The 21,722-nt window shown below is 67.8% G+C and carries 17 protein-coding genes; 6 read left to right on the top strand and 11 right to left on the bottom strand.

From position 1 onward, the window contains the following. Positions 1-11 precede the first annotated feature (11 nt). Genes waaA through I4484_RS00075 form a run of 3 tightly spaced genes read right to left on the bottom strand, consistent with a single transcriptional unit; the run spans position 12 to position 3,833 of the window. Positions 12-1,316 (bottom strand): lipid IV(A) 3-deoxy-D-manno-octulosonic acid transferase, encoded by a 1,305-nt coding sequence (waaA, locus tag I4484_RS00085; protein WP_197449051.1) that lies wholly within the window; start codon positions 1,314-1,316, stop codon positions 12-14. Then, positions 1,316-2,746: a bifunctional D-glycero-beta-D-manno-heptose-7-phosphate kinase/D-glycero-beta-D-manno-heptose 1-phosphate adenylyltransferase HldE gene (gene hldE, locus I4484_RS00080; RefSeq protein WP_197449050.1), complete on the bottom strand. Its 1,431-nt coding sequence runs from the start codon at positions 2,744-2,746 to the stop codon at positions 1,316-1,318. Before hldE ends, waaA begins: the two co-directional genes overlap by 1 nt. Beyond that, a complete protein-coding gene (locus I4484_RS00075) occupies positions 2,736-3,833 on the bottom strand; it encodes a glycosyltransferase family 9 protein (RefSeq protein ID WP_197449049.1) in 1,098 nt (365 codons plus the stop codon). Before I4484_RS00075 ends, hldE begins: the two co-directional genes overlap by 11 nt. Between I4484_RS00075 and I4484_RS00070 the strand changes: the two genes are divergently transcribed. After that, positions 3,832-4,536 carry a 3-deoxy-D-manno-octulosonic acid kinase gene (locus I4484_RS00070; protein ID WP_197449048.1) on the top strand — a complete coding sequence of 235 codons (705 nt, stop codon included), beginning with the start codon at positions 3,832-3,834 and terminating at the stop codon, positions 4,534-4,536. The two genes, I4484_RS00075 and I4484_RS00070, sit on opposite strands and share 2 nt — an antisense overlap. Positions 4,537-4,562: 26 nt before the next feature. Here the strand turns inward: I4484_RS00070 and I4484_RS00065 are convergent, their stop codons facing one another. Then, a complete protein-coding gene (locus I4484_RS00065; protein ID WP_234283673.1) occupies positions 4,563-5,687 on the bottom strand; it encodes a glycosyltransferase family 4 protein in 1,125 nt (374 codons plus the stop codon). A 43-nt stretch (positions 5,688-5,730) separates the two neighbouring features. On the opposite strand from I4484_RS00065, the gene I4484_RS00060 reads away from it, so the two are divergent. Further along, positions 5,731-6,840, top strand: a complete 1,110-nt coding sequence (locus I4484_RS00060; protein ID WP_197449047.1) for a glycosyltransferase family 9 protein — start codon at positions 5,731-5,733, stop codon at positions 6,838-6,840. On the opposite strand, the gene I4484_RS00055 is transcribed toward I4484_RS00060, so the two are convergent. Beyond that, positions 6,794-7,573 (bottom strand): glycosyltransferase family 2 protein, encoded by a 780-nt coding sequence (locus tag I4484_RS00055; RefSeq protein ID WP_197449046.1) that lies wholly within the window; start codon positions 7,571-7,573, stop codon positions 6,794-6,796. The two genes, I4484_RS00060 and I4484_RS00055, sit on opposite strands and share 47 nt — an antisense overlap. A 155-nt stretch (positions 7,574-7,728) precedes the next feature. Between I4484_RS00055 and I4484_RS00050 the strand changes: the two genes are divergently transcribed. Then, a complete protein-coding gene (locus tag I4484_RS00050) occupies positions 7,729-9,411 on the top strand; it encodes a sulfatase-like hydrolase/transferase (protein WP_197449045.1) in 1,683 nt (560 codons plus the stop codon). An 18-nt stretch (positions 9,412-9,429) separates the two neighbouring features. On the opposite strand, the gene waaF is transcribed toward I4484_RS00050, so the two are convergent. Together waaF and rfaD are read right to left on the bottom strand one after the other, a co-directional pair. Next, the gene (gene waaF / locus I4484_RS00045; protein WP_197449044.1) at positions 9,430-10,476 is read right to left on the bottom strand and encodes a lipopolysaccharide heptosyltransferase II; all 1,047 of its coding nucleotides are present in this window, start codon (positions 10,474-10,476) and stop codon (positions 9,430-9,432) included. Beyond that, positions 10,473-11,438 carry an ADP-glyceromanno-heptose 6-epimerase gene (rfaD, locus tag I4484_RS00040; RefSeq protein WP_197449043.1) on the bottom strand — a complete coding sequence of 322 codons (966 nt, stop codon included), beginning with the start codon at positions 11,436-11,438 and terminating at the stop codon, positions 10,473-10,475. The genes waaF and rfaD overlap by 4 nt, the downstream gene beginning before the upstream one ends. 99 nt (positions 11,439-11,537) lie before the next feature. Here rfaD and glyQ point away from each other — a divergent pair, with 99 nt between their 5' ends. The 3 genes from glyQ to gmhB all read left to right on the top strand — a co-directional run bounded on the left by glyQ (position 11,538) and on the right by gmhB (position 15,334). Continuing rightward, positions 11,538-12,554, top strand: coding sequence for a glycine--tRNA ligase subunit alpha (glyQ, locus tag I4484_RS00035; protein ID WP_267956609.1), 1,017 nt, complete (start codon positions 11,538-11,540; stop codon positions 12,552-12,554). Then, positions 12,554-14,620 carry a glycine--tRNA ligase subunit beta gene (glyS, locus tag I4484_RS00030; protein ID WP_197449042.1) on the top strand — a complete coding sequence of 689 codons (2,067 nt, stop codon included), beginning with the start codon at positions 12,554-12,556 and terminating at the stop codon, positions 14,618-14,620. The genes glyQ and glyS overlap by 1 nt, the downstream gene beginning before the upstream one ends. A gap of 159 nt (positions 14,621-14,779) precedes the next feature. After that, positions 14,780-15,334 carry a D-glycero-beta-D-manno-heptose 1,7-bisphosphate 7-phosphatase gene (gmhB, locus tag I4484_RS00025; protein ID WP_197449041.1) on the top strand — a complete coding sequence of 185 codons (555 nt, stop codon included), beginning with the start codon at positions 14,780-14,782 and terminating at the stop codon, positions 15,332-15,334. Positions 15,335-15,457: 123 nt separating this feature from the next. On the opposite strand, the gene gyrB is transcribed toward gmhB, so the two are convergent. From gyrB to dnaA, 4 genes are all read right to left on the bottom strand, one after another. Then, positions 15,458-17,878, bottom strand: a complete 2,421-nt coding sequence (gene gyrB, locus I4484_RS00020; RefSeq protein ID WP_197449040.1) for a DNA topoisomerase (ATP-hydrolyzing) subunit B — start codon at positions 17,876-17,878, stop codon at positions 15,458-15,460. Between the two features lie 3 nt (positions 17,879-17,881). Further along, complete coding sequence (gene recF / locus I4484_RS00015; protein ID WP_197449039.1) at positions 17,882-19,006, bottom strand: DNA replication/repair protein RecF; 1,125 nt, start codon at positions 19,004-19,006, stop codon at positions 17,882-17,884. A gap of 75 nt (positions 19,007-19,081) precedes the next feature. Next, the gene (gene dnaN / locus I4484_RS00010) at positions 19,082-20,185 is read right to left on the bottom strand and encodes a DNA polymerase III subunit beta (protein WP_197449038.1); all 1,104 of its coding nucleotides are present in this window, start codon (positions 20,183-20,185) and stop codon (positions 19,082-19,084) included. 64 nt (positions 20,186-20,249) lie between these two features. Next, a complete protein-coding gene (dnaA, locus tag I4484_RS00005; RefSeq protein WP_197449037.1) occupies positions 20,250-21,722 on the bottom strand; it encodes a chromosomal replication initiator protein DnaA in 1,473 nt (490 codons plus the stop codon).

Genomic DNA, 21,722 nt, shown 5'->3' with positions numbered 1-21,722 from the left:
GGGGTTGGCACTCACTCACCGGGCAGCAGGCGCTGCAACCCCGCCAGGGTGCGCGCCAGCGCGCCGCGATTGGCCGCGACCACCGCCAGGCCCGCCTCGGCCAGGCGGTGGCGCTCGGCCTCGTCGAGGAACAGGGTGACCAGGGTGTCGGCCAGCATGTCGCTGCCACTCACCTCGACCAGCGCACCGCCTTGGCGCAGGGTCTCGGCCACGTCGGCGAAATTGGCCAGCTCCGGTCCGGTCAGCACCGGCACGCCCATGGCCGCCGGCTCGAGCAGGTTGTGCCCCCCCACCGGCACCAGGCTGCCGCCGACGAAGGCCAGGTCGGCGGCGCCGTAGAGCATCAGCAGCTCGCCCATGGTATCGCCCAGGTAGACGGCGGTACGGCCATCGGGCCACTCCTCGAGCGAGCGCCGTGCCAGCCCCATGCCGCGCTCCTGGACGAGCCCGGCCACCGCCTCGAAGCGCTGCGGATGGCGCGGCACCAGGATCAGCAGGGCATCGGGGTAGGACTGGCGCAGGCGGGCATGGGCCTCCAGCAGCAGCGCTTCCTCGCCGGCGTGGGTCGAGCCGGCGACCCACACGGGACGCGAGCCGAAGCGTGTGCACAGGCGTTTGCTCGCCTCGCATGACGCATCGTCGGGCGTCAGGTCGTACTTGAGCGACCCCACCACGTCGGTGCGCGTGGTCGGCATGCCCAGCGCACGGAAGCGTTCGGCGTCGCCGCGCGACTTGGCGGCCAGCCAGTCGAGGCGGCCCAGGGCGGCCGCCATCAGCGGCCGCACTCGACGATAGCTGCGGTAGGCGCGTGGCGAGAGTCGGCCATTGACCACCGCCGTGGGTACGCCGCGGCGTTGGCACGCTGCCAGCAGGTTGGGCCAGATCTCGGTCTCGAAGAAGAGGGCGAGCGCGGGCGAGAGCCGCGCGACGAAGCGGCGTGCGGCGCCAGGGAAGTCGAGCGGGACGAAGCCGTGGTGCAGGCGTTCGGCCTGGCCAGCCCGGCGCCTAGAGGCGATCAGGGCGTGCACCCGTTCGGCGCCGGTCGCGGTCATGGTGGTCACCACCAGATGATGTTGCGGATACGTCGCCAGCAGCGCCTCGATCAAGGGACGCGCGGCCTGCACCTCGCCCACCGAGGCGCAGTGCAGCCACAGCCGGGGCACCCCGGCGGGCGGGCGCGGCAGCAGCCCGAGCCGCTCCCGGCGCAGGTTGGTGAGCGCCTGCTCACGCCATACCCGCCGCCAGAGCAGGGGCGAAAGCAGGTAGAGCGCGGCCGAGTAGAGCCAGCGCGGCCAGCGGCGGGAGACCGCGGGCATCAGCTTTCGCGGTCGAGGATGGTAGCGATCATGGCGGTGGTGGAGACGCCGTCTTCGAAGCCCAGCACCTTCACCTCGCCCCCGGCGGCGCGCACCGCCTCGCCGCCGGCGATCTCCTCCACGCGGTAGTCCCCCCCCTTGACCAGCACGTCGGGCAGCACCGCCTCGATCAGGCGCTGGGGGGTGTCCTCGCTGAACGGTACCACCCAGTCCACCGCGCCGAGGCCGGCCAGCACCTGCATGCGCCGGGCGAGCGGGTTGATCGGGCGCCTGGGGCCCTTGAGCCGGCCGATGGAGGCATCGTCGTTGACCGCGACCACCAGTCGGTCGCCGAGCTGACGAGCATGCTCCAGGTAGGCCACGTGGCCGGCGTGAAGGATATCGAAGCAGCCGTTGGTCATCACCACCCGCTCGCCGCGCAGCTGGGCAGCGCGCACCGCCTCGATCAGCGGCGCCTCGCCGATGACGCCGAATTCGGCCAGCTTGTCGCCATGTACCGCGGTATAGAGTTCGGCGATCGACAGCGTGGCGGTGCCGGGCTTGGCCACCACCAGGCCGGCCGCCAGGTTGGCCAGGGTCATCGCCTCCGGGAAGCCGTGCCCGGCCGCCAGCGCCAACCCCAGCACGCCGATCACGGTGTCGCCGGCACCGGTGACATCGAACACCTCGCGCGCCCGGGTCGGCAGGTGCAGCGGCTCATGGTCGCCACGCACCAGGGTCATGCCCTTCTCGCTACGGGTGATCAGCAGCGCCTCGAGCTCGAGCTCGGCGCACAGCGCCGCGCCCTTGGCGGCCAGCTCGTCGTCGCTGCGACAGTGGCCGACCACGGCCTCGAACTCGGCCAGATTGGGGGTGATCACGCTGGCACCGCGGTACTTGCCGAAGTCGTTGCCCTTGGGGTCGATCAGCACCCGCTTGCCGGCGCCGCGTACCAGCGCGATCAGCTCCTCGACCCGGTTGAGGGTCCCCTTGCCGTAATCGGACAGGATGACCAGGTCGCAGTCGGGAAGCCCCTGCTCGACCCGTGCCAGCAGCCCACGGGTGTCGAGCTCCTCGAGCCCCTCCTCGAAGTCGAGGCGAATCAGCTGCTGGTTGCGGCTCATCACACGCAGCTTGGTGATGGTGGGAATCCCGGGGCTGCTCTCGAAGTAGGTGTCGACACCGGCGGCATGCATGCGCTCGACCAGCCGGCGGGCATTGTCGTCGTCGCCGACCATGCCGCTGAGCGCGGCATGGGCGCCCAGCGAGGCGATGTTGAGCGCCACGTTGGCCGCGCCGCCGGGGCGGTCCTCGCACTCTTCCACCCGCACCACCGGCACCGGGGCCTCCGGGGAGATGCGCGACGTGGCACCCTGCCAGTAACGGTCGAGCATCACGTCGCCCACCACCAGCACGTGCGCCTGTTCCAGCGCGGTCAGGTCAAGCTTCATCGGGTCGTTCCTCTTCCTTGCGTTCGGGCGGCCGTGCCAGCAGCGCATCGAGCCGCTGGACCACGTCGTCGATGCGAATCAGCGTCATGGCGTCGGGGTGGCGGACACGCTGGCCCCAGGTGATCTCGTCGGGCTCACGATGCAGATAGGCCCGCACGGCATCGGGATAGCGGTTGACCACGAAGTCGCGCCACCGGTAGGGGGCGGCGCGATCGGGGTTGGTGGTGGCGAACAGGCCCACCACCGGCGTGCCCATGGCATTGGCCATGTGCACCGGCCCGGAGTCGGGAGCGATCACCACCCGGGCACGGCCGATCAGGGCCAGCAGTCCCTTGAGCGAGGTGGCGCCGATGGCGTCGATCACCGCCTCCGGGCGCGACAGCGTGGCGATGCGCTCGCCCATCTCCCGCTCCTGAGTGCTGCCCCCGCCGGTGAGTACCGTCTTCAGACCATACTGGGCCCAGGCGTGCTCGATGACGGCGGCGTAGCCCTCGGCCGACCAGTTGCGAAAATTGCGCAGCCGCGGGTTGGCGCAGGGGCTCATCAGCAGGTAGGCCGCATCGCCGGTGAGGGCGCTGGCCTCCTCGAAGGCCTCGGGCGGCACCGCCAGGTCCCACGCCAGCGACAGGTCCTTCACGCCCAGCAGCCGGGCGAAGTCGAGGAACGACTCCAGCACGTGGGCACGCGGATGCGGCGCCAGCTGGCGGTGGGTGAACCAGTGCTGGGCATCCTTCGCCCTTGCCTTGTCGTAGCCCACCCGCACCTGGGCCTTGAGCCCCAGCGAGAGCACGCTGGCCCGCAGCGCCTGCTGCATGTGCAGCAACACGTCGAAGCGAGTGTCGCCGAGCTCGCGCCACAACCGACGCATGCCGGCCAGGCCCGTAGCCTTGTCGTAGACGACGAATTCGACCCCCGACAGGCCAGCCAGTAGACTGTGTTCCGCCTTGCCGATGATCCAGGTGATGCGAGTGTCGGGCCACTGGCGCTGCAGCGCGCGCACGGTGGGTACCAGGTTGCACACGTCGCCGAGGGCGGAGAGTCGCAGCACGGCGATATGGCGCGGTTGGGCAGGCAGAGGATGCTTCATGCACTTGGCAACATGTCGGACGGGAAAGGTTTTCATTCTATATGATGCGGACAGTGTATGTGACGCCGAGTCGGCGCCACAAATCGGCCCGGCGCTGTTCGAGCCCGACCACTGGCAGCGCACCGGCCGAGTCATCGGTGCCGCCCCCGGCCGCGGCAGCAGCCTGTTTCTCGACGCCGGGGGCGAGCAGTGGGTGCTGCGCCCCTATCGCCGCGGCGGGCTGGTCGCCAGGGTGAGCGAGAGCCGCTACCTGTGGACGGGCCTCGAGCGCACCCGCGCCTTCCGCGAGCTGCGTCTCACCGCGCACCTTCACGCCCGTGGCCTGCCGGTGCCACGCCCGGTGGCGGCCGGGGTCACCCGCGATGGGCCGACCTATACGGCGGCGCTGATCACCGTGCGCATTCGCGCCGCCCGCGCCCTGGCCGAGCACTTGGAGGGTATCGAGCCGTCGCTGCTCGAACGGGTCGGCGCCACCGTACGCCGCTTCCACGACGCCGGCCTCGACCACGTCGATCTCAACGCGCGCAACCTTCTGGTCGACGATGACGACAAGGTGTGGCTGATCGACCTCGACCGCTGCAGGCTGCGTGCACCGGGCGCCTGGCGCGAGGCCAACCTCGAGCGCCTTGGCCGCTCGCTGGCCAAGTTCGGCGCCGCCGGTGGCATGGCCGCCGTTCGCCGCGGCTACGACGCCGAGGCCTGACCCGTCCTATCGCGCTCGAGCCGCGGCTAGGCCCCCGCATACTCCTCGGTCAGGGCGCGCACGTGTGCCGCCACAGCGAAGTGGCGTTCGGCCCGGCACCTGGCAGCCTGGCCGAGCCGCCGCCGCAGCGCCGCGTCCTGCCCGAGTTCCGCCATGGCCTCGGCCCAGGCCTGCGGCTCTTCCGGCGCCGCGAGGCGCCCGCAGTCGGCCTCGAGCAGTTCGGGAATCGCCCCGCTGTCGGCGCCGACGACCGCCTTGCCGGCGGCCATGGCCTCGACCACGGTCAGGCCGAAGGCCTCGTTGCGCGACGGCACGCAGACGATGTCCAGCGCCTCGAACAGGCGCGGCAGGTCGGGACGATACCCGGCGAAGGTCACCCGCCCCTCCAGTCCCAGTGCGGCCACCCGCTTCCGCAGCTGCGCCACGTAGGCCTCGTCGCTGCCCTCACTGGCCGTCAGGCCGCCGATCAGCACACCATGCCAAGCCAGGCCAGGAGCGCGCTCGCGCAGCCGGGCCAGCCCCTCCAGCCACACCTCGTGGCCCTTGCCGTCGGTCAGCCGCCCCGGCAGGCCGATCGCCACCTGGTCGGGCGCGACATCCAGCTCGCGGCGCAGCAACTCGCGAGAGGCGCGATCCAGCTGCGGGGCGTAGGGTGCCAGGTCGATGCCCAGGTAGAGCCGGTGGATGCGCGCGGCGGGCAGCGGGAAGGCCTTCAGGTTGCGCCGGCGCGTCGCCTCGCTGATGGCGAACAGCCGCGTGACACGACCGTAGGCCCAGCGGTGGTAGAGGTCCTTCTTCGGCCGGGTCACGCCCATGTGGTCGGTGTAGAACAGCTTGAGCCTTGGCTGCAGGGTCACCAGCAGCGCCCCCAGGCGCAGGTCGCTGGACTTGTGGCAATGCAGCACGTCGATGCCGTGGCGTTTCAGGTAGGCGAGCACGCGCCCCACCTGCAGCAGCGCTCGCCCCCGCGAGACCACGGTCAGCGGCTCGCAGCCGGCGGCCGCCAGGCTCTCGGCCACCCGCGAGCCGGCCAGGGCCAGCCCATGGGCCTCCCACCCCTGGCGTTGCAGCTCGGGTATAATCCGCGCAGGATACATTTCGAGTCCGCCCCAGCCATCCGAGAGGCAGATGTGCATGACCTTGTGCGACAAGGCTATCTCCTTCGTATCGGTCACCCGGGGCTCGGGAGCCTAGATGACGTCTTCAGCCAGCGTGGCCGGTCGCCACGCAACGGACCCGCCGCCGCACATCCTGGTGGTACGCAACGACAAGCTCGGCGACTTCATGCTCGCCTGGCCGGCCCTCGCCTGCCTCAAGGCCGCGGCCCCCGAGGCACGGGTCAGCGTGCTGGTGCCAAGCTATACGGCGCCGCTCGCCCGGCTGTGCCCGTGGATCGACGAAGTGATCCTCGACCCCGGCAGCCGCGCCGGACAGGCCGCGCAGCGCCAGCTGCTCGCACGCCTGCGCCGCGAGCGCTTCACGGCCATGCTGACGCTCTTCTCCACCCCACGCACCGGCTGGCTGGGTTGGCGTGCCGGTATTCCGCAGCGCCTGGCGCCGGCCACCAAGTGGGCGCAGCTATTCTACAACCATCGCGTCGTCCAGCGCAGGTCGCGCTCGGCCAAGCCGGAATACCTCTACAACGTCGAGCTCGCCGAGGCCCTGCTCAGGGTCCTGGGTCGCTCGCCCCAGCCGCGTCCGACGCCTCCCTACTGGCCACTCGCGCCGGAGGTCGTGCAGTCACGGCGCCAGTCGCTCGTCGACGAGCTCGGTTTCGATGCCGGGCGGCCGTGGCTGTTTCTGCATGCCGGCAGCGGCGGCTCGGCGGTCAACCTGACACCGACCCGGTACGCCGACCTGGCGACGGCCGTCGACTCGCGGCTGGCGGACGACGCGATCCGCCCGCAGTGGTTGCTCACCGCCGGACCCGGCGAGGAGCCGGCCGCTCGCGAACTGCGTGACTCGCTCGCCTTACGCGGCCTGTCGGCGGCACTGCTGCCGGCGCGCGAGAGCCTGGCTGAGTTCGCCCTTACCCTTGCCGCTGCCGACCTGTTCATCGCCGGCTCCACCGGGCCGCTGCATATCGCCGGCTGCCTCAACCGCCCCACGGCGGGCTTCTACCCGGCCCGCCGCTCGGCCACCCCGCTGCGCTGGCAAACCTGCAACGACGAGACGCGCCGACTCGCCTTCAGCCCGCCCCAAGAGGCCGGCGAGAGCGACATGGCGGCCATCGATCTCGAGGCCGCCGCCGACGGGATCAGCGCCCTGGTGCGTCGTCGGGCGGTGGCGGCGTCCGCGTCCTGATCCACAGGTCGGCGTACTTGGCGAAGGTGGAGTGTGCCGAGAGCAGCGCCAGCAGCAGGCCCTGGCGGCCGTCGAGAAAGCCCGCGCGCAGCAGGTACATGCGCAGGAAGCAGCCCAGCCCGTGCACCAGTCCGGCCGAGAGGCTGCCCTGCTTGCCGCGCGCGGCGCGCTGCTCAGCCCATGCCTGGGCGTAGTGGGCCGACTTTTCCAGGTAATGGCGCAGGTCGCGGTAGGTATAGTGCAGCAGGTCGCCCTCGAGCGCTCTGACCGGCAACCCGTTCGGGTTGTGCAGCTTCTCGTGGACCAGGGCCGCATCGTAGCCCGCCTTCCCCTTGGGGTAGAGCCGCGCCACCCGGTCGGGATACCAGCCGGAGTGGCGAATGAAATCGCCGAAGCACCAGGAGAGGCGCGGCAGGGTGTAGATGGCCGATTCGCCCAGCGCCACGGCGGCCCGGATGCTCTCGCGCAGCTCGAGGGTCACCCGCTCATCGGCATCGATCATCAGGATCCAGTCGCTCTCGACCAAGGCCTCGGCGCGCTGACGCTGCACGCCGAACCCCTGCCAGTCGGCGTTCACCGTAACCTTGTCGGTGAACTCGCGGGCGATGTCACTGGTCGTATCCTGACTACCGGCATCCAGCACCACGATCTCGTCGGCCCAGCGTAACGTCTCCAGGCAGGCACGCAGGTGGGCAGCCTCGTTCTTGACGATCAGTACCGCAGCCAGGGTCATCGACCTCTCCTCGTCGGTTCGGCGGCTGGCCAGTTTACTGCCGCAGCCACAAGGCCAGCAAACCCGGGCGTTGGCCGTCACGCGACGAGTCGTGGTACTCGTCGTGCCCGGCTTGATAAGCTGGGGGGGGCGAATTCAATGGAAGAATCTACCGCATGACGATCCCGTCCAAGCTTCTCGAGTTGGCCCGCCCTCGCTGGCTGTCGCTGCTGGTCATCGGGCTCTGCCTGGGCTATGCCATTACCATCCTGACTCGGGTGCCGCAGTGGATGCTGCCCCTGCTGGCAGTAGCCTGGCTGGGCTTGGGCGCCACCTTCCACTGGGGAGCGCCAGGCCCGGCCGCACGGCCCACCCCGCCACGCAGGTGGCCCTGGGCCCTGCTTCCCATCGCGCTATGGGGGCTCTACCTCTATCTCGCCGAGAGCTTCGGTAACGTCGATCTGAGCGCGGTATTCTTCCATCTGCAGGCCGGCATGGCCGACCACGGCGGGGTGAGCCGCATCGGGGCGGCATTCCTTTACACCCTTTCCATGGGGGTGCTGCTGGCGTCCTTCACCTGGCTGGTGCGCCATGACCGCCGCTGGCGGCGCGGCGAACCGCTGCTGGCCCTCGTATTGCTGGTCAGCAATCCCCTGCTGTATGGGGTGGGTCAGCGCGGTGCCGCCATCGTCACCAAGCCCGGTGCCTGGCTAGAGCGGCACTACGTCGAGCCGGTCCTGCTCGAATCCCCCCGGGACCCGCCCAACCTGCTGCTGCTGTACCTTGAGAGCATCGAGCGCACCTATGCCGACCGCGAGCGCTTCGGCGACGCCTATGCCGTCCTCGATCAGCTCGGTGAGCGTGGCCTGGTCTTCGAGGGCATCCGCCAGGTCGACAATACCGGCTGGACCATGGCCGGCATGATCGCCAGCCAATGCGGCACGCCGCTCATGCCGGCCGGCCTGCTGCACGATCGCCAGTTCTCGCCGCTGGAGAAGGTGGTGCCGGGCGTCGACTGCCTCGGCGACCTGCTCTCGGCACAGGGCTACCGGCTCACCTACATGGGCGGTGCCAGCGTCAACTTCGCCGGCAAGGGCCTGTTCTACGAAGGGCACGGTTTCGACACCGTGCTCGGCCGCGAGGAGCTGCAGCCCCGGCTCGACGACCCGGAGTACGTCAATAACTGGGGGCTCTATGACGATTCGCTTTATGACTTCGGCCTGGAGGAGCTGCGCCGCCTGGACGCGGAGGAGGGTCCCTGGGGACTGGTCGCCCTGTCCCTCGCGGGCCATGCCCCCTACGGCTACCCCGCCCAGGCCTGCCTCGACCGTCAAGGCGAGTTCGATGGCGTCGACATTCTCTTCTCGGTGGAGTGTTCGACCTGGCTGGCCCGGGACTTCCTCGCCCGGGCCGAGGCCGAGGGCCTGCTCGACAACACCCTGGTGGTCGTCGCCAGCGACCACTTGACCATGCGCGTGTCGGCCTGGGAGCAGCTGATCGAGGGTGAGCGCGACAATACCTTCATCCTGCTGGGCCCCGGCATTCCTCAGGGCCGGCTGCGCCGCGAAGCCGCCATGATGGATACCTTCCCTACCATCCTCGAGGCGATGGGCTTCACCATCGACTGGCATCGTGCCGGGCTCGGTGTCTCGCTGCTCTCCGACGAGCCCACCCTGCTCGAGGAGCATGGCGCGGAATTCTTCAACGCCCGCTTGCGGGAGGAGATCGTGCTGCAGGAGCGCCTCTGGGAGGGATTGGCACCGCCACGCCAGGAGCCGGAGCCAGAGCCGGAATTTCTGGAGCAGGTCGTCGAGGCGCCCGAGGATGCCACAGGCGAAGAGCCCGCCGCGGTGCAGTAGCGCCTCCCCGACCGGGCCTCAACGCCGCGCGATGACTGTCGGTGACGCCGACAGCACGGCGGCCAGCACACGCTGGGGCGAGAGCTGCACCAGGCAGTTGGTATGCCCCAGCGGGCAGCGGCGTTCGAAGCAGGGCGAGCAGGAAAGCGCCAGGTAGTGGATCTCGGCATTGTCGGTCAGCGGCGGCGTATAGCGCGGTGACGACGAGCCATACAGGGCCTGCACCCGGGTCTCCACGGCGGCGGCCACGTGCATCAGCCCCGAATCGTTGGTTACCACCTGCTGGCAGTCGGCGAGCAGATCGACCGCATCGGCCAGTCGGGTCTGGCCGCACAGGTTGTGCACCCAAGGCAGCCCCTCGGCGATTGCCTCGCCGGCGGCGAGGTCCTTGGGCCCGCCCAGCACGCGTACCTCGTAGCCCTCCGCCACCAGGCGCCCGGCCAGCTCGCGAAAATGTCCCAGCGGCCATTGCTTGGCCGGGCCGTACTCGGCGCCGGGCATCATGCCGATGGCCGGCCGCGCGCTCAGCCCCAGGCGCTGGCACAGCTCGGCCAGGTTGTCGGGGTCGACCCGCAGCCGCGGGCGGGGAACGGCAAATTCGCCTTCTCGCGCCTCTTCCGCCGCCAGGCCCAACGCCACGAAACGCTTGACGGTCTGGTCCAGTACGGCCTTGTCGAGCCTGCGCCGGTCGTTGACCACGCCATAGCGCTGCTCGCCGGTGAAGCCGGTACGCCGGGGAATGCGCGCCAGGAACGGCACCAGCGCCGACTTCCACGAGCGCGGCAGCACGATGGCCCTGTCGAAGCGGCCGCGCAGCCGTCGCGCCAGGGCGCGTCGGGTGCCCCAGCCGAACTCGCCGTGGCCGACGTCCAGCGTGGCCACTTCGTCGACTTCCTCCATGCGTTCGAGGATCGGCTGGGACCAACCCGGCGCCACCACCCCGATGCGACACTCGGGCTGGCGCTGTTTCAGGGTCTTGAACAGGCTCTGGGCCATGACCATGTCACCGACCCAGGAGGGGCCGACGACCAGGATGCGGGGGGCCGGCGTCGCCGCCTGGCTCATCCCTGCGCCCCGTTCAGCCACGCGAGATAGGCTTTTACCCCTTCGGCCACGGTGCGGAACTCGCGGGCGTAGCCCGCCTCCCGCAGGTGCGAGATGTCGGCCCGGGTATAGCTCTGGTAGCGCCCCTTGAGCTCTTCGGGAAAGTCGATGTACTCGATGCGTCCACGGCCGTAGAAATCGATGACCGCCTCGCCGATGGCCTTGAACGGCTCGGCGCGGCCGGTGCCGAGGTTGAAGATGCCCGACTTGCCGGGGTTGTCCAAAAACCACAGGTTGACGTCGACCACGTCGCCGACATAGACGAAGTCGCGGCTCTGCATGCCGGCCTCATAGCCGTCCCAGGCATCGAACAGCCGCAGGTCCTGTCCTGCCCTGACTTGGGTATGGTGGTGGTAGGCGACACTCGCCATCTTGCCCTTGTGCTGCTCGCGCGGGCCGTAGACGTTGAAGTAGCGGAACCCCACCACCTGGCTGGTGAAGTCGTCCCAGTGCTGACGCACGTACTGGTCGAACAGCAGCTTGGAGTAGCCGTAGACATTCAATGGCTTCTCGTACTCGGGCTCCTCGCGGAACACCTGGCTGCCGCCGTAGGTGGCCGCCGAGGAAGCATAGAGGAAGGGAATGCCCTGCTGCTGGCAGTAGTGCAGCAGCACCTTGGAGTACTCGAAGTTGTTGTCGAGCATGAAGCGGCCGTCCCACTCGGTGGTATCCGAGCAGGCGCCTTCGTGGAAGATCGCCTCGATCGGCGGCAGGCGCGAGGGCTCGCCGCGCAGCGCCGCCTCGACGCGCCCACGGAAGTCGTCCTTGTCGAGATAGTCGCCCAGGGTGCAGTCCGCCAGGTTGACGAACTTGGTACCGTCGCGCAGGTCGTCGACGACCAGCACGTCATCCCGTCCGCGCGCGTTGAGGGCCTTGACCAGATTCGAGCCGATGAAGCCGGCGCCACCTGTCACTACGATCATTGTGAACCTCGCTGGGGCGCAGCCGCTGCGCCTATAACCGATGTGCCTGTGATTGTATACTTGACGCCCAGTGAATTCATGGCCAACGGTGCTTCCGCAATGACTCCCTCGCCAAACCCGTCGCAGACGCTCTCGACATCCCCGTCGACCTCGGCTCCAGGGTCGACGCCAGACGCGACCACGTTCCAGGGCCTGATACTCGCCCTGCAGCAGTACTGGGCAGAACAAGGCTGCGTGGTGCTCCAACCGCTGGACATGGAGGTCGGGGCCGGCACCTTCCATCCCGCCACCTTCCTGCGCTCCATCGGCCCCGAGACCTGGAACGCCGCCTACGTGCAGCCTTCCCGTCGCCCGACCGACGGCCGCTACGGCGAGAACCCCAACCGCCTGCAGCATTACTACCAGTTCCAGGTCGTCATGAAGCCCTCCCCGTCCGACCTGCAGGAGCGCTTCCTGGGCTCGCTCGCACGCCTCGGCCTCGACCCGCTGGTGCATGACATTCGCTTCGTCGAGGACAACTGGGAATCCCCCACCCTCGGGGCCTGGGGCCTGGGCTGGGAGGTGTGGCTCAACGGCATGGAGGTGACCCAGTTCACCTACTTCCAGCAGGCCGGCGGCCTGGAGTGTTTCCCGGTCACCGGCGAGCTCACCTACGGCCTAGAGCGCATCGCCATGTACCTGCAGAACGTCGACAGCGTCTACGACCTGGTATGGACCATCGCTCCGGATGGCTCCCGAGTCACTTACGGCGACGTCTACCTGCAGAACGAGCGCGAGCAGTCGGCCTACAATTTCGAGCACGCCGACGTGCCGGCCCTGTTCGCCGCCTTCGACCACCAGGAGCAGGAGTGCGCCAAGCTGCTCGCGGCCAACCTGCCGCTGCCGGCCTACGAGCAGGTGCTCAAGGCCTCGCACACCTTCAACCTGCTCGATGCCCGCCACGCCATCTCGGTGACCGAACGCCAGCGCTTCATCCTGCGCGTGCGCACCATGGCTCGCGACGTGGCCCATGCCTACTACGCCTCGCGCAAGGCGGCCGGCTTCCCGCTGGCCCCCGAGGAGCTGCGCCGGCAGCTGTTGGCCGAGGACAAGACCGCCGAACAGGGAGACGCGTGATGGCTACCGATACCTTTCTGCTTGAACTGGGGGTCGAGGAGCTGCCGCCGGGCGCCATCGACACGCTCTCGGACGCGCTGGCCGAGGGCATTCGCCGCGGCCTGACCGAGGCCGAGGTCGACTTTGGCGAGGTGCGGGCCTACGCCACGCCGCGTCGCCTGGCGGTACAGGTGACCGAGCTGGCCGACAAGCAGCCCGACCGTGAGGTCGAGCGGCGCGGCCCGGCGCTTGCCGCCGCCTTCAAGGACGGCCAGCCGACCAAGGCCGCAGAGGGCTTCGCCCGCTCCTGCGGGGTCGAGGTGGCCGATCTGATCCATCTCGAAACCGACAAGGGCACCTGGCTGGGCTATCGCGAACGGCAGCAGGGCGAGGCCACGACCCGACTGCTGCCGGCCATCGTCGAACGCGCCATCACTGCCCTGCCGGTACCCAAGAACATGCGCTGGGGCGCCTCCCGGGTCGAGTTCTCGCGACCGGTGCACTGGTTGGTGATGCTCTACGGCGGTGGAGTGGTCGCGGCCGAAGCGCTGGGCCTCACGGCCGGCCGCACCACCCGCGGGCACCGTTTCCATGCGCCCGAGCCCATCGAACTGGGGCATGCCGACGACTACCTCGACGTCCTCGAACAGGCCTGGGTGCTGGCCGATCGCGGACGCCGCCGCGAGCGTATTCGCGAGCAGGTGCTGGCCGAAGCGGAAGTTCAGGAGGCTCGGGCGGTGATCGACGAGGACCTGCTCACCGAGGTGAGCGGCCTGGTCGAATGGCCGGTGGCGCTGGCCGGCAGCTTCGACGAGCGCTTCCTCGAGGTGCCCGCGGAGTGCCTGATCTCGTCGATGAAGGCCAACCAGAAGTATTTCCACCTGCTCGACGAACAGGGCCGCCTCAAGCCGCAGTTCATCACCATCGCCAACATCGACAGCCAGGACCCCCAGCGCGTCGTCGAGGGCAACGAGAAGGTCATTCGCCCGCGCCTGGCCGATGCCGCCTTCTTCTTCGACACCGACCGCAGGCAGCCGCTGTCCGCGCGGATCCCCGGGCTCGCCAACGTGGTGTTCCAGCAGCAGCTCGGCACGCTGGCCGACAAGGCGCACCGCAGCGCCGCGGTCGCCGCCTTCATTGCCGGCCGCATCGGCGGCGACGTGGCTCAGGCGCGCCGTGCCGCCGAGCTGGCAAAATGCGACCTCGTCACCGAGATGGTGCTCGAGTTCCCCGAGCTGCAGGGCATCATGGGGCGCTACTACGCCACCCACGACGGCGAGTCCGCCGAAGTGGCGCAGGCGCTCGAGGAGCAGTACCTCCCGCGCTTCGCCGGCGATGCTATCCCCGCCAGCCCCACCGGCCAGGCCCTGGCGCTCGCCGACCGGCTCGACACCCTGACGGGGATCTTCGGCATCGGCCAGCGTCCCAGCGGCACCAAGGACCCCTTCGCCCTGCGCCGTGCGGCCATCGGCGTCCTCAACATCATGATCAAGGGCGAGCTGGACCTGGACCTGCGCGAGCTGCTCGAACTGGCCGCCGCCCAGCATCAGGAGCTGCCTTACGCCGCGAACCTGGTCGAGGAAGTGCTCGGCTACATGCTCGACCGCTTCCGTGCCTGGGGCCAGGACGAGGGCATTCCCGCCGAGGTCTACCTGGCGGTTCGCGCCCGCCCGGTGACCAAGCCGCTGGACTTCGCCCGCCGCCTGCGAGCCGTGCATGCCTTTACCCAGCGCGAGGAGGCCGCGGCCCTGGCGGCCGCCAACAAGCGTGTCTCCAACATCCTGGCCAAGCAGGCCAATGAGGTCGGCCGCCAGGTCGACGCCGGCCGGTTGCAGGAAGCCGCCGAACTGGCCCTGTTCGATGCCGTCTCGTCGAGCCGCGAACGCGTCATGCCACTGTTCGACGAGGCACGCTATCGCGAAGCGCTGGACGTCCTTGCCGGCCTGCGCTCCCCCGTGGATGCCTTCTTCGATGAGGTCATGGTCATGGCCGACGACGAGGCCATTCGTCGCAACCGCCTGGCACTGCTGGTCGAACTCCAGGCGCTGTTCCTCGAGGTCGCCGACATCGCCTTGCTGCAGCACTGAAGCGTAGGGCTGGAAGCCGGCCGGGGCACTCCCCCGGCCGGTTTTTTATCGCCCATGTTCCACGTGAAACGTGTCGCACCGGATCTCGCACTTGGCACGGCGTGTTTCACGTGAAACACTTCCCTCTCTCCGACCCTCTTTCAGCCTTTGGTGCGCAACATGCTGGATGCCTCCAGACTCGTCATCCTCGACCGGGACGGCGTCATCAACGTGGACTCCGACGCCTACATCAAGTCCCTGGCCGAGTGGATTCCCTACCCTACTTCCATCGAAGCGATTGCGCGCCTGACCCACGCCGGCTGGCATGTCGCCATCGCCACCAACCAGTCCGGTATCGCCCGCGGCTACTACGACGAGGCCACGTTGGCCGCAATGCACGCCGAGCTCGAACGCCAAGTGACCGCCGCCGGCGGCAAGATTGCGCACATCGCGTATTGTCCGCATGGTCCCGACGACGGCTGCGCCTGCCGCAAGCCGCTGCCGGGCCTGCTCGAGGAGATTCGGGCCGCCTTGGGGCTGGAAAGCCTCGCGGGCAGCTGGATGGTGGGCGACAGCCTGCGCGACCTGAAGGCCGGGGAACCCCTGGGCTGTCGCCCCGTGCTCGTACGCACCGGCAAGGGGCGCCGGACCGAGGCCAAGGGCGAGGGGCTCGACAAGACGCTGGTTTTCGATGACCTGGCCGCCTTCGTCGACTGGCTGCTCGGAGGCCGCTGAGCGCGTAGCCGAACCAACCGGTCGGGTGCAGAGGGCCTCCGGCTGCGACAAAAAAAGGGCCAGTTCAAAGTGAACTGGCCCTTTTCCTTTGCAGCGGTGTTTCACGTGAAACACCGCCGCGGCTCAGACATCCAGGTTGGCCACCAGCGCATTGCTCTCGATGAAGGCCCGGCGCGGCTCGACCTCGTCGCCCATCAAGGTATTGAACATCATGTCGGCGGCGACCGCGTCCTCGATCGAGACCCGCAGCAGACGGCGCGTCTCGGGATCCATGGTGGTCTCCCACAGCTGGTCCGGGTTCATTTCGCCCAGCCCCTTGTAGCGCTGCACCGACAGCCCGCGCTGAGCCTCGGCCATCAGCCACTCGAGAGCCTGGTAGAAAGTGGTGACGTTCTTCTTGCGCTCGCCGCGGGCGATATAGGCGCCCTCGTCGAGCAGGCCTTCCAGCGTCTCACCAAGGGCCGCCATGGCCCGATAGTCGGCGCTGGTAAAGAAGTCGATTCCCCAGACATAGTCGGAGCTGACGCCATGTGCCGTGAGCGTCACCGCCGGCAGGAAGAGTTCACGCTCGGCGTCCTCTTCCAGGCGGAAGGTGTAGCGCGGACCGCCCTCGTAGGCCACCAGCGCATCCATCTCCTCCTGCAGGTAGGCGATCCAGTTCTGCATGGTGACTCGGTCCTTGAGGCTTGCCTCCCCCTCGAGGCGTGCCGCATGCACGACCTTGCGCAGCACCTCGTTGGGATAGACCCGCGACAGGCGATCGATACGCTTCATCACGTCGCGGTACTGCCCGACCAGGGATTCGAGCTGCGCCCCGGTAACCGGCGGCGCCTCGGGATTGACGTAGAGCCTGGCGCCGTCCATCGCCGTCGTGGTCAGGTAGTCGACCAACGCCTGCTCGTCCTTGAGGTAAGTCTCCTGCTTGCCGCGCTTGATCTTGTAGAGCGGCGGCTGGGCGATGAAAACGTGGCCCCGCTCGATCAGCTGCGACATCTGGCGAAAGAAGAAGGTCAGCAGCAGGGTGCGGATATGCGAGCCGTCGACGTCCGCATCGGTCATGATGATGATGGAGTGATAGCGCAGCTTGTCGGGGTTGAACTCCTCGCGTCCGATGCCGCAGCCGAGCGCGGTGATCAAGGTGCCCACCTCGGCGGATGAGAGCATCTTGTCGAAGCGCGCCTTCTCGACGTTGAGGATCTTGCCCTTGAGAGGCAGGATCGCCTGGGTACGGCGGTCGCGACCCTGCTTGGCGCTGCCGCCGGCCGAGTCGCCCTCCACCAGGAACAGCTCTGAGAGGCTGGGGTCCTTCTCCTGGCAGTCGGCCAGCTTGCCCGGCAAGCCGGCGATATCCAGCGCCCCCTTGCGGCGGGTCATGTCGCGGGCCTTGCGCGCAGCTTCGCGGGCGCGGGCAGCATCGAGCATCTTGTTGACGATCGACCTGGCGTCGTTGGGGTTCTCGATCAGGTAGTCGGAGAACAGCCGCCCCATCTCCTGCTCCACCGCCGTCTTCACCTCGGAGGAGACCAGCTTGTCCTTGGTTTGCGAGGAGAACTTGGGGTCCGGCACCTTCACCGAAATGATCGCCGTCAGGCCCTCCCGGGCATCGTCACCGGACGTCGCCACCTTGGATTTCTTGAGCAACCCTTCGGATTCGATGTAACCGTTGAGCGTACGCGTCAGTGCGGCACGGAAGCCGGCCAAGTGAGTCCCACCGTCGCGCTGCGGTATATTGTTGGTATAGCAGAAGATATTTTCGGCGAATGAGTCGCTCCACTGCATCGCCACTTCGACCACTACGCCATCCTCTCGCTCGGATTCGAAGTGGAATACCGGATTGAGCACGGTCTTGTTGCTGTTGAGGTGGTCAACGAAGGCCTTGAGGCCGCCCTCGTAGTGGAACAGCTCCTCCTTGCCGCTGCGCTCGTCGATCAGGCGAATCGCCACGCCGGAGTTGAGGAAGGAGAGTTCGCGCAACCGCTTGGCCAGGATATCGTAGTGGAATTCGATATTGGCGAAGGTCGCCGCGGATGGCTTGAAGTGTACCCGGGTACCGGTCTTCTCGGTCTTGCCGACAACCCCCAGCGGCGCCTCGGGCACGCCGTGGCGATAGATCTGTTCATGCACCTGACCCGCCCGCCAGATGGTCAGCTTGAGCTCTTCGGAAAGCGCATTGACCACCGATACGCCGACGCCGTGCAGGCCTCCCGACACCTTGTAGGAGTTGTCATCGAACTTGCCGCCGGCGTGGAGTACCGTCATGATCACCTCCGCTGCCGACACGCCCTCTTCCTCATGGATGTCGGTCGGCACGCCGCGACCGTTGTCGCTGACGGTGATGGACTCGTCCGGGTGAATGATGACGCGTATCTCGCTGCAGTATCCGGCCAGGGCTTCATCGATGGAGTTGTCCACCAGCTCGAACACCATATGGTGCAGACCTGTCCCGTCATCGGTATCGCCGATGTACATGCCGGGACGCTTGCGCACGGCATCCAGTCCTTTGAGAACCTTGATGCTCGATGAGTCGTAAGCTTGTTCGCTCATTGACTACTCCGTCGTGAAGTCTCTCTGTGCCTGTGGCACTAGCTGCCCCGTGCCAGAGACGGCTTGTTTCACGTGAAACATCGCCATCGGCGTGTGGGAGTTCCATGACCCCACCAAGGCATCGTGTTCAACACTGGTAATGAAGGCTTGGCAACGCATGGATTCGAGCAGCCGGCAGAACACACGGCGATGCTCGGCATCCAGCTCCGCAGGCAGGTCGTCGATCAAGTAGAGACAGCCATGCCCGGTGACGCGTTCCAATAGCCTTCCTTGTGCCAGCTTTAGTGCACTTACCACCAGCTTCTGTTGGCCCCGCGACAACACTTCGACGGCAGGGCGGCGCCCCAGCCGAATCCGCAGGTCGGCACGCTGTGGTCCATTCTGGGTAAAGCCCATCTGCTGATCCGTTGCCCGGCCCTGCTCGAGCACGTCGCGCAGCGGCCGCTGCTTGTCCCATCCGCGGGAGTAACGCAACTGCATCTCGGGCAGGTCGATCAGGCTGCCCAGCGTCTCCTCGAAGACGGGAACGAACCCGGCCATCCATTCGCGCCGCAGGAGGTCGACTCGCTCGCCCCAGACGGCCAGCTCCTGCTCCCAGGCAGCCAGGCTATTGGCGTCCATTCTACCATGTCTCAGGAGTGCATTCCGATGCTTCAGCGCCCGCTTGGTGCGGCGCCAGGCGTCGTAGAAGTCGTGTTTCACGTGAAACACGCCCCAATCGAGGAACTCGCGCCGGCCCGCCGGTGTCCCCTCGAGCAGGCGGAAGGCATCGGGGTTGACCAGCTGCAAGGGCAGTGCCTCGATCAACTTTGCCAGGCGCGACACCCGCTCCCCTCCCATGCGCATCTCCAGCTCGGCTGCATCGCGCGACCGGCGCACGCCGATGGGCAGGGGAGGCTCGCCGCCGAGGCGGGCGAAGAGCGTCATCTCGTCCGCCTCATGGGCGATGACATGCCGGAGCTGCCGCGTGCGAAAGGAGCGCCCCATCGCTAGGATGTGCAGCCCTTCGAGCAGGCTGGTCTTGCCGCTGCCGTTACGTCCAACGATCAGGTTGATACCGGGGCTCGGCGTCAGGTCGAACGCTTCGAGATTACGCAGTCCGGTAAAGGCGAGGCGCTCGATCAGCATGCAGCAGGACGCAGCGCTGGGCGACACCCGGCCGCGCCATGGCGCGGCCGGGCATGGTGGGACAAGCTGGCGGTCTCAAAGACGCATCGGCATGACGACATACAACGCATCACCCCCGCCGGGCTCCTCCATCAAGGCGCTGCTGTTCGAGTCGGCGAGTGTCATCTGCACTCTATCCTCACCAATAACATTAAGAACATCAATGAGATAGCCGACATTAAAGCCAATTTCGAGTGAGTCGCCCCCGTACTCGACGGCCACGTTCTCCTCGGCCTCTTCCTGCTCGGGGTTGTTGGCCATGACCTGCAGATTGCCCTCCTGGAGGTGCAGGCGAACGCCACGGTACTTCTCGTTGGAGAGGATCGAGGTACGCGAGAGCACCTGGCGCAGCTCGGCACGCTCGGCAATGAAGACCTTGTCGCCGCCACGCGGCACCACGCGCTCGTAGTCGGGGAACTTGCCGTCGACCAGCTTCGAGGTGAAGGTGAAGTCGCCGGTATGGGCACGCACGTGGCTGGCGCTGAGGGTCAGCGTCACCGGCTCGTCGCTGTCGTCGAGCAGCCTTACCAGCTCGAGCACGCCCTTGCGCGGCACGATCAACTTGCGGGCCGGCTCGACCTGGATCTCCGCCGGGCGCGAGCAGACGGCCAGACGGTGGCCGTCGGTGGCGACGGTACGCACCAGGTTGGCACGCAGCTCGAGCAGCATGCCGTTGAGGTAATAGCGCACGTCCTGCTGGGCCATGGCGAAGGAGGTGGCATCGATCAGGTGCTTCAGCGTACCGCGCGGCAGGCTAAGCTCGACATCCCCCGCGCTGTCCTCGATGTTGGGGAACTCAGCGACCGGAAGGGTCGACAGGGTAAAGCGGGAGCGACCGCTGCGCAGGACGGCACGGCCCTCCTCCAGGCTGAACTGAAGCTCAGCCTGGTCGGGCAGCGATTTGCAGATGTCCATCAGCTTGCGGGCCGGCACGGTGACGGCCCCTGGCACCTCGACCTGCGATGCCGCCGTGCGTCCGATCAGTTCGACTTCGAGGTCGGTACCGGTCAGAGCCACCTGCTCCTGGTCGACCTGGATCAGCACGTTGGAGAGTACCGGCAGGGTCTGGCGCCGCTCCACCACGCCGGCCACCAGTGCCAGCGGCCGGAGCAGCGCTTCGCGGGTAATGGAAAATCTCATGTCGGCTCCACGTCTCGTCCTGTAGATGGGTGTCGGGCAATGCTGGGCGTCATGCATCCCGCCGCTAGCTGGTCAGCAGCCGCAGCAGGTTCTTGTAGTCCTCGCGGATGTCGGCGCTCTCCTCCTGCAGCGCCTGGACCTTGCGACAGGCATGCAAGACCGTCGTGTGGTCACGCCCGCCGAAGGCATCGCCGATTTCCGGCAGGCTATGGTTGGTCAGCTCCTTGGCCAGCGCCATGGCCACCTGGCGCGGCCGCGCCACCGAGCGCGAGCGGCGCTTGGAGAGCAGGTCGGCGAGCTTGATCTTGTAGTACTCGGCCACGGTGCGCTGGATGTTGTCCACGCCCACCTGCTTGTCCTGCAGCGCCAGCAGATCCTTCAGCGACTCGCGAATGAAGTCCTGGGTGATCGGCTTGCCCATGAAGTGGGAGTCGGCAATGACCTTCTTCAGCGCCCCCTCCAGCTCGCGCACGTTGGAGCGAATCTTCTGGGCAATGAAGAAGGCGGCGTCGTGCGGCAGGTCCACCTTGGCCTGGTCCGCCTTCTTCATCAGGATGGCGACCCGGGTTTCCAGCTCGGGCGGCTCGATGGCCACGGTCAGCCCCCAGCCGAAGCGCGACTTGAGGCGCTCCTCGACGCCGCTGATCTCCTTGGGGTAGCGGTCCGAGGTGAGAATCATCTGCTGGCCGCCCTCGAGCAAGGCGTTGAAAGTGTGGAAGAACTCCTCCTGGGAGCGCTCCTTGCCGGCGAAGAACTGGATGTCGTCGATCAGCAGCGCATCGACGCTGCGGTAGAATCGCTTGAAATCGTTGATGGCGTTGAGCTGCAGTGCCTTGACCATGTCGGCCACGAAGCGCTCGGAGTGCAGGTAGACGACCCGGGCGTTCTCGCGCCGGGCCGCCAGCGCGTTGCCGACGGCGTGCATCAGGTGAGTCTTGCCCAGGCCCACGCCGCCGTACAGGAACAGCGGGTTGTAGGCACCGCCCGGGTTCTCGGAAACCTGGCGCGAGGCGGCGCGGGCCAGCTGGTTGGACTTGCCCTCGACGAAGGTCTCGAAGGTGAAGCCGGGATTGAGGCCGCTGCTGTGCTTCAGGCTGCCCTCGACCTGCACTTCGCGATCGCCACCGGAACGGCGGGCGGCGGCCCCCTCCTCGCGCATCTGGTCGATTTCGCGCTCGTCGCCGATGTCGCCTCGCGGCGGCACCTGCACGGCCGGCGCCAAGGGCGAGTGAGGGTTGGCCGACACCGGGGCACCCAGGTCACGGGGCTGCGGCTTGACGGCGGCCGCCCTGCGGCTGCCGACCGTCAGTATCACCCGTGGCGGCTTGGCAGGCGCCAGGTCCCGGAGCAGCTCGTTGATGCGCTTGGCATACTTGTCGCCAACCCAGTCGCGAACGAAGCGATTGGGTGCCAGCAGGCGCAGCTCGTTGGCCTCCCCCTCTTCGGCTTGAAGCGGGCGAATCCAGGTATTGAACTGCTGTGCGTTCAGCTCGTCCTGCAGGTAATCCAGACACTGTTGCCAGAGAGCAAGAGACAC

This window comes from Halomonas sp. SS10-MC5, assembly GCF_015992245.1.
GTDB lineage: Bacteria > Pseudomonadota > Gammaproteobacteria > Pseudomonadales > Halomonadaceae > Halomonas > Halomonas sulfidoxydans.
Note: the sequence above shows the minus strand (reverse complement) of the source record. Positions and strands in the feature narration are given on the sequence as shown.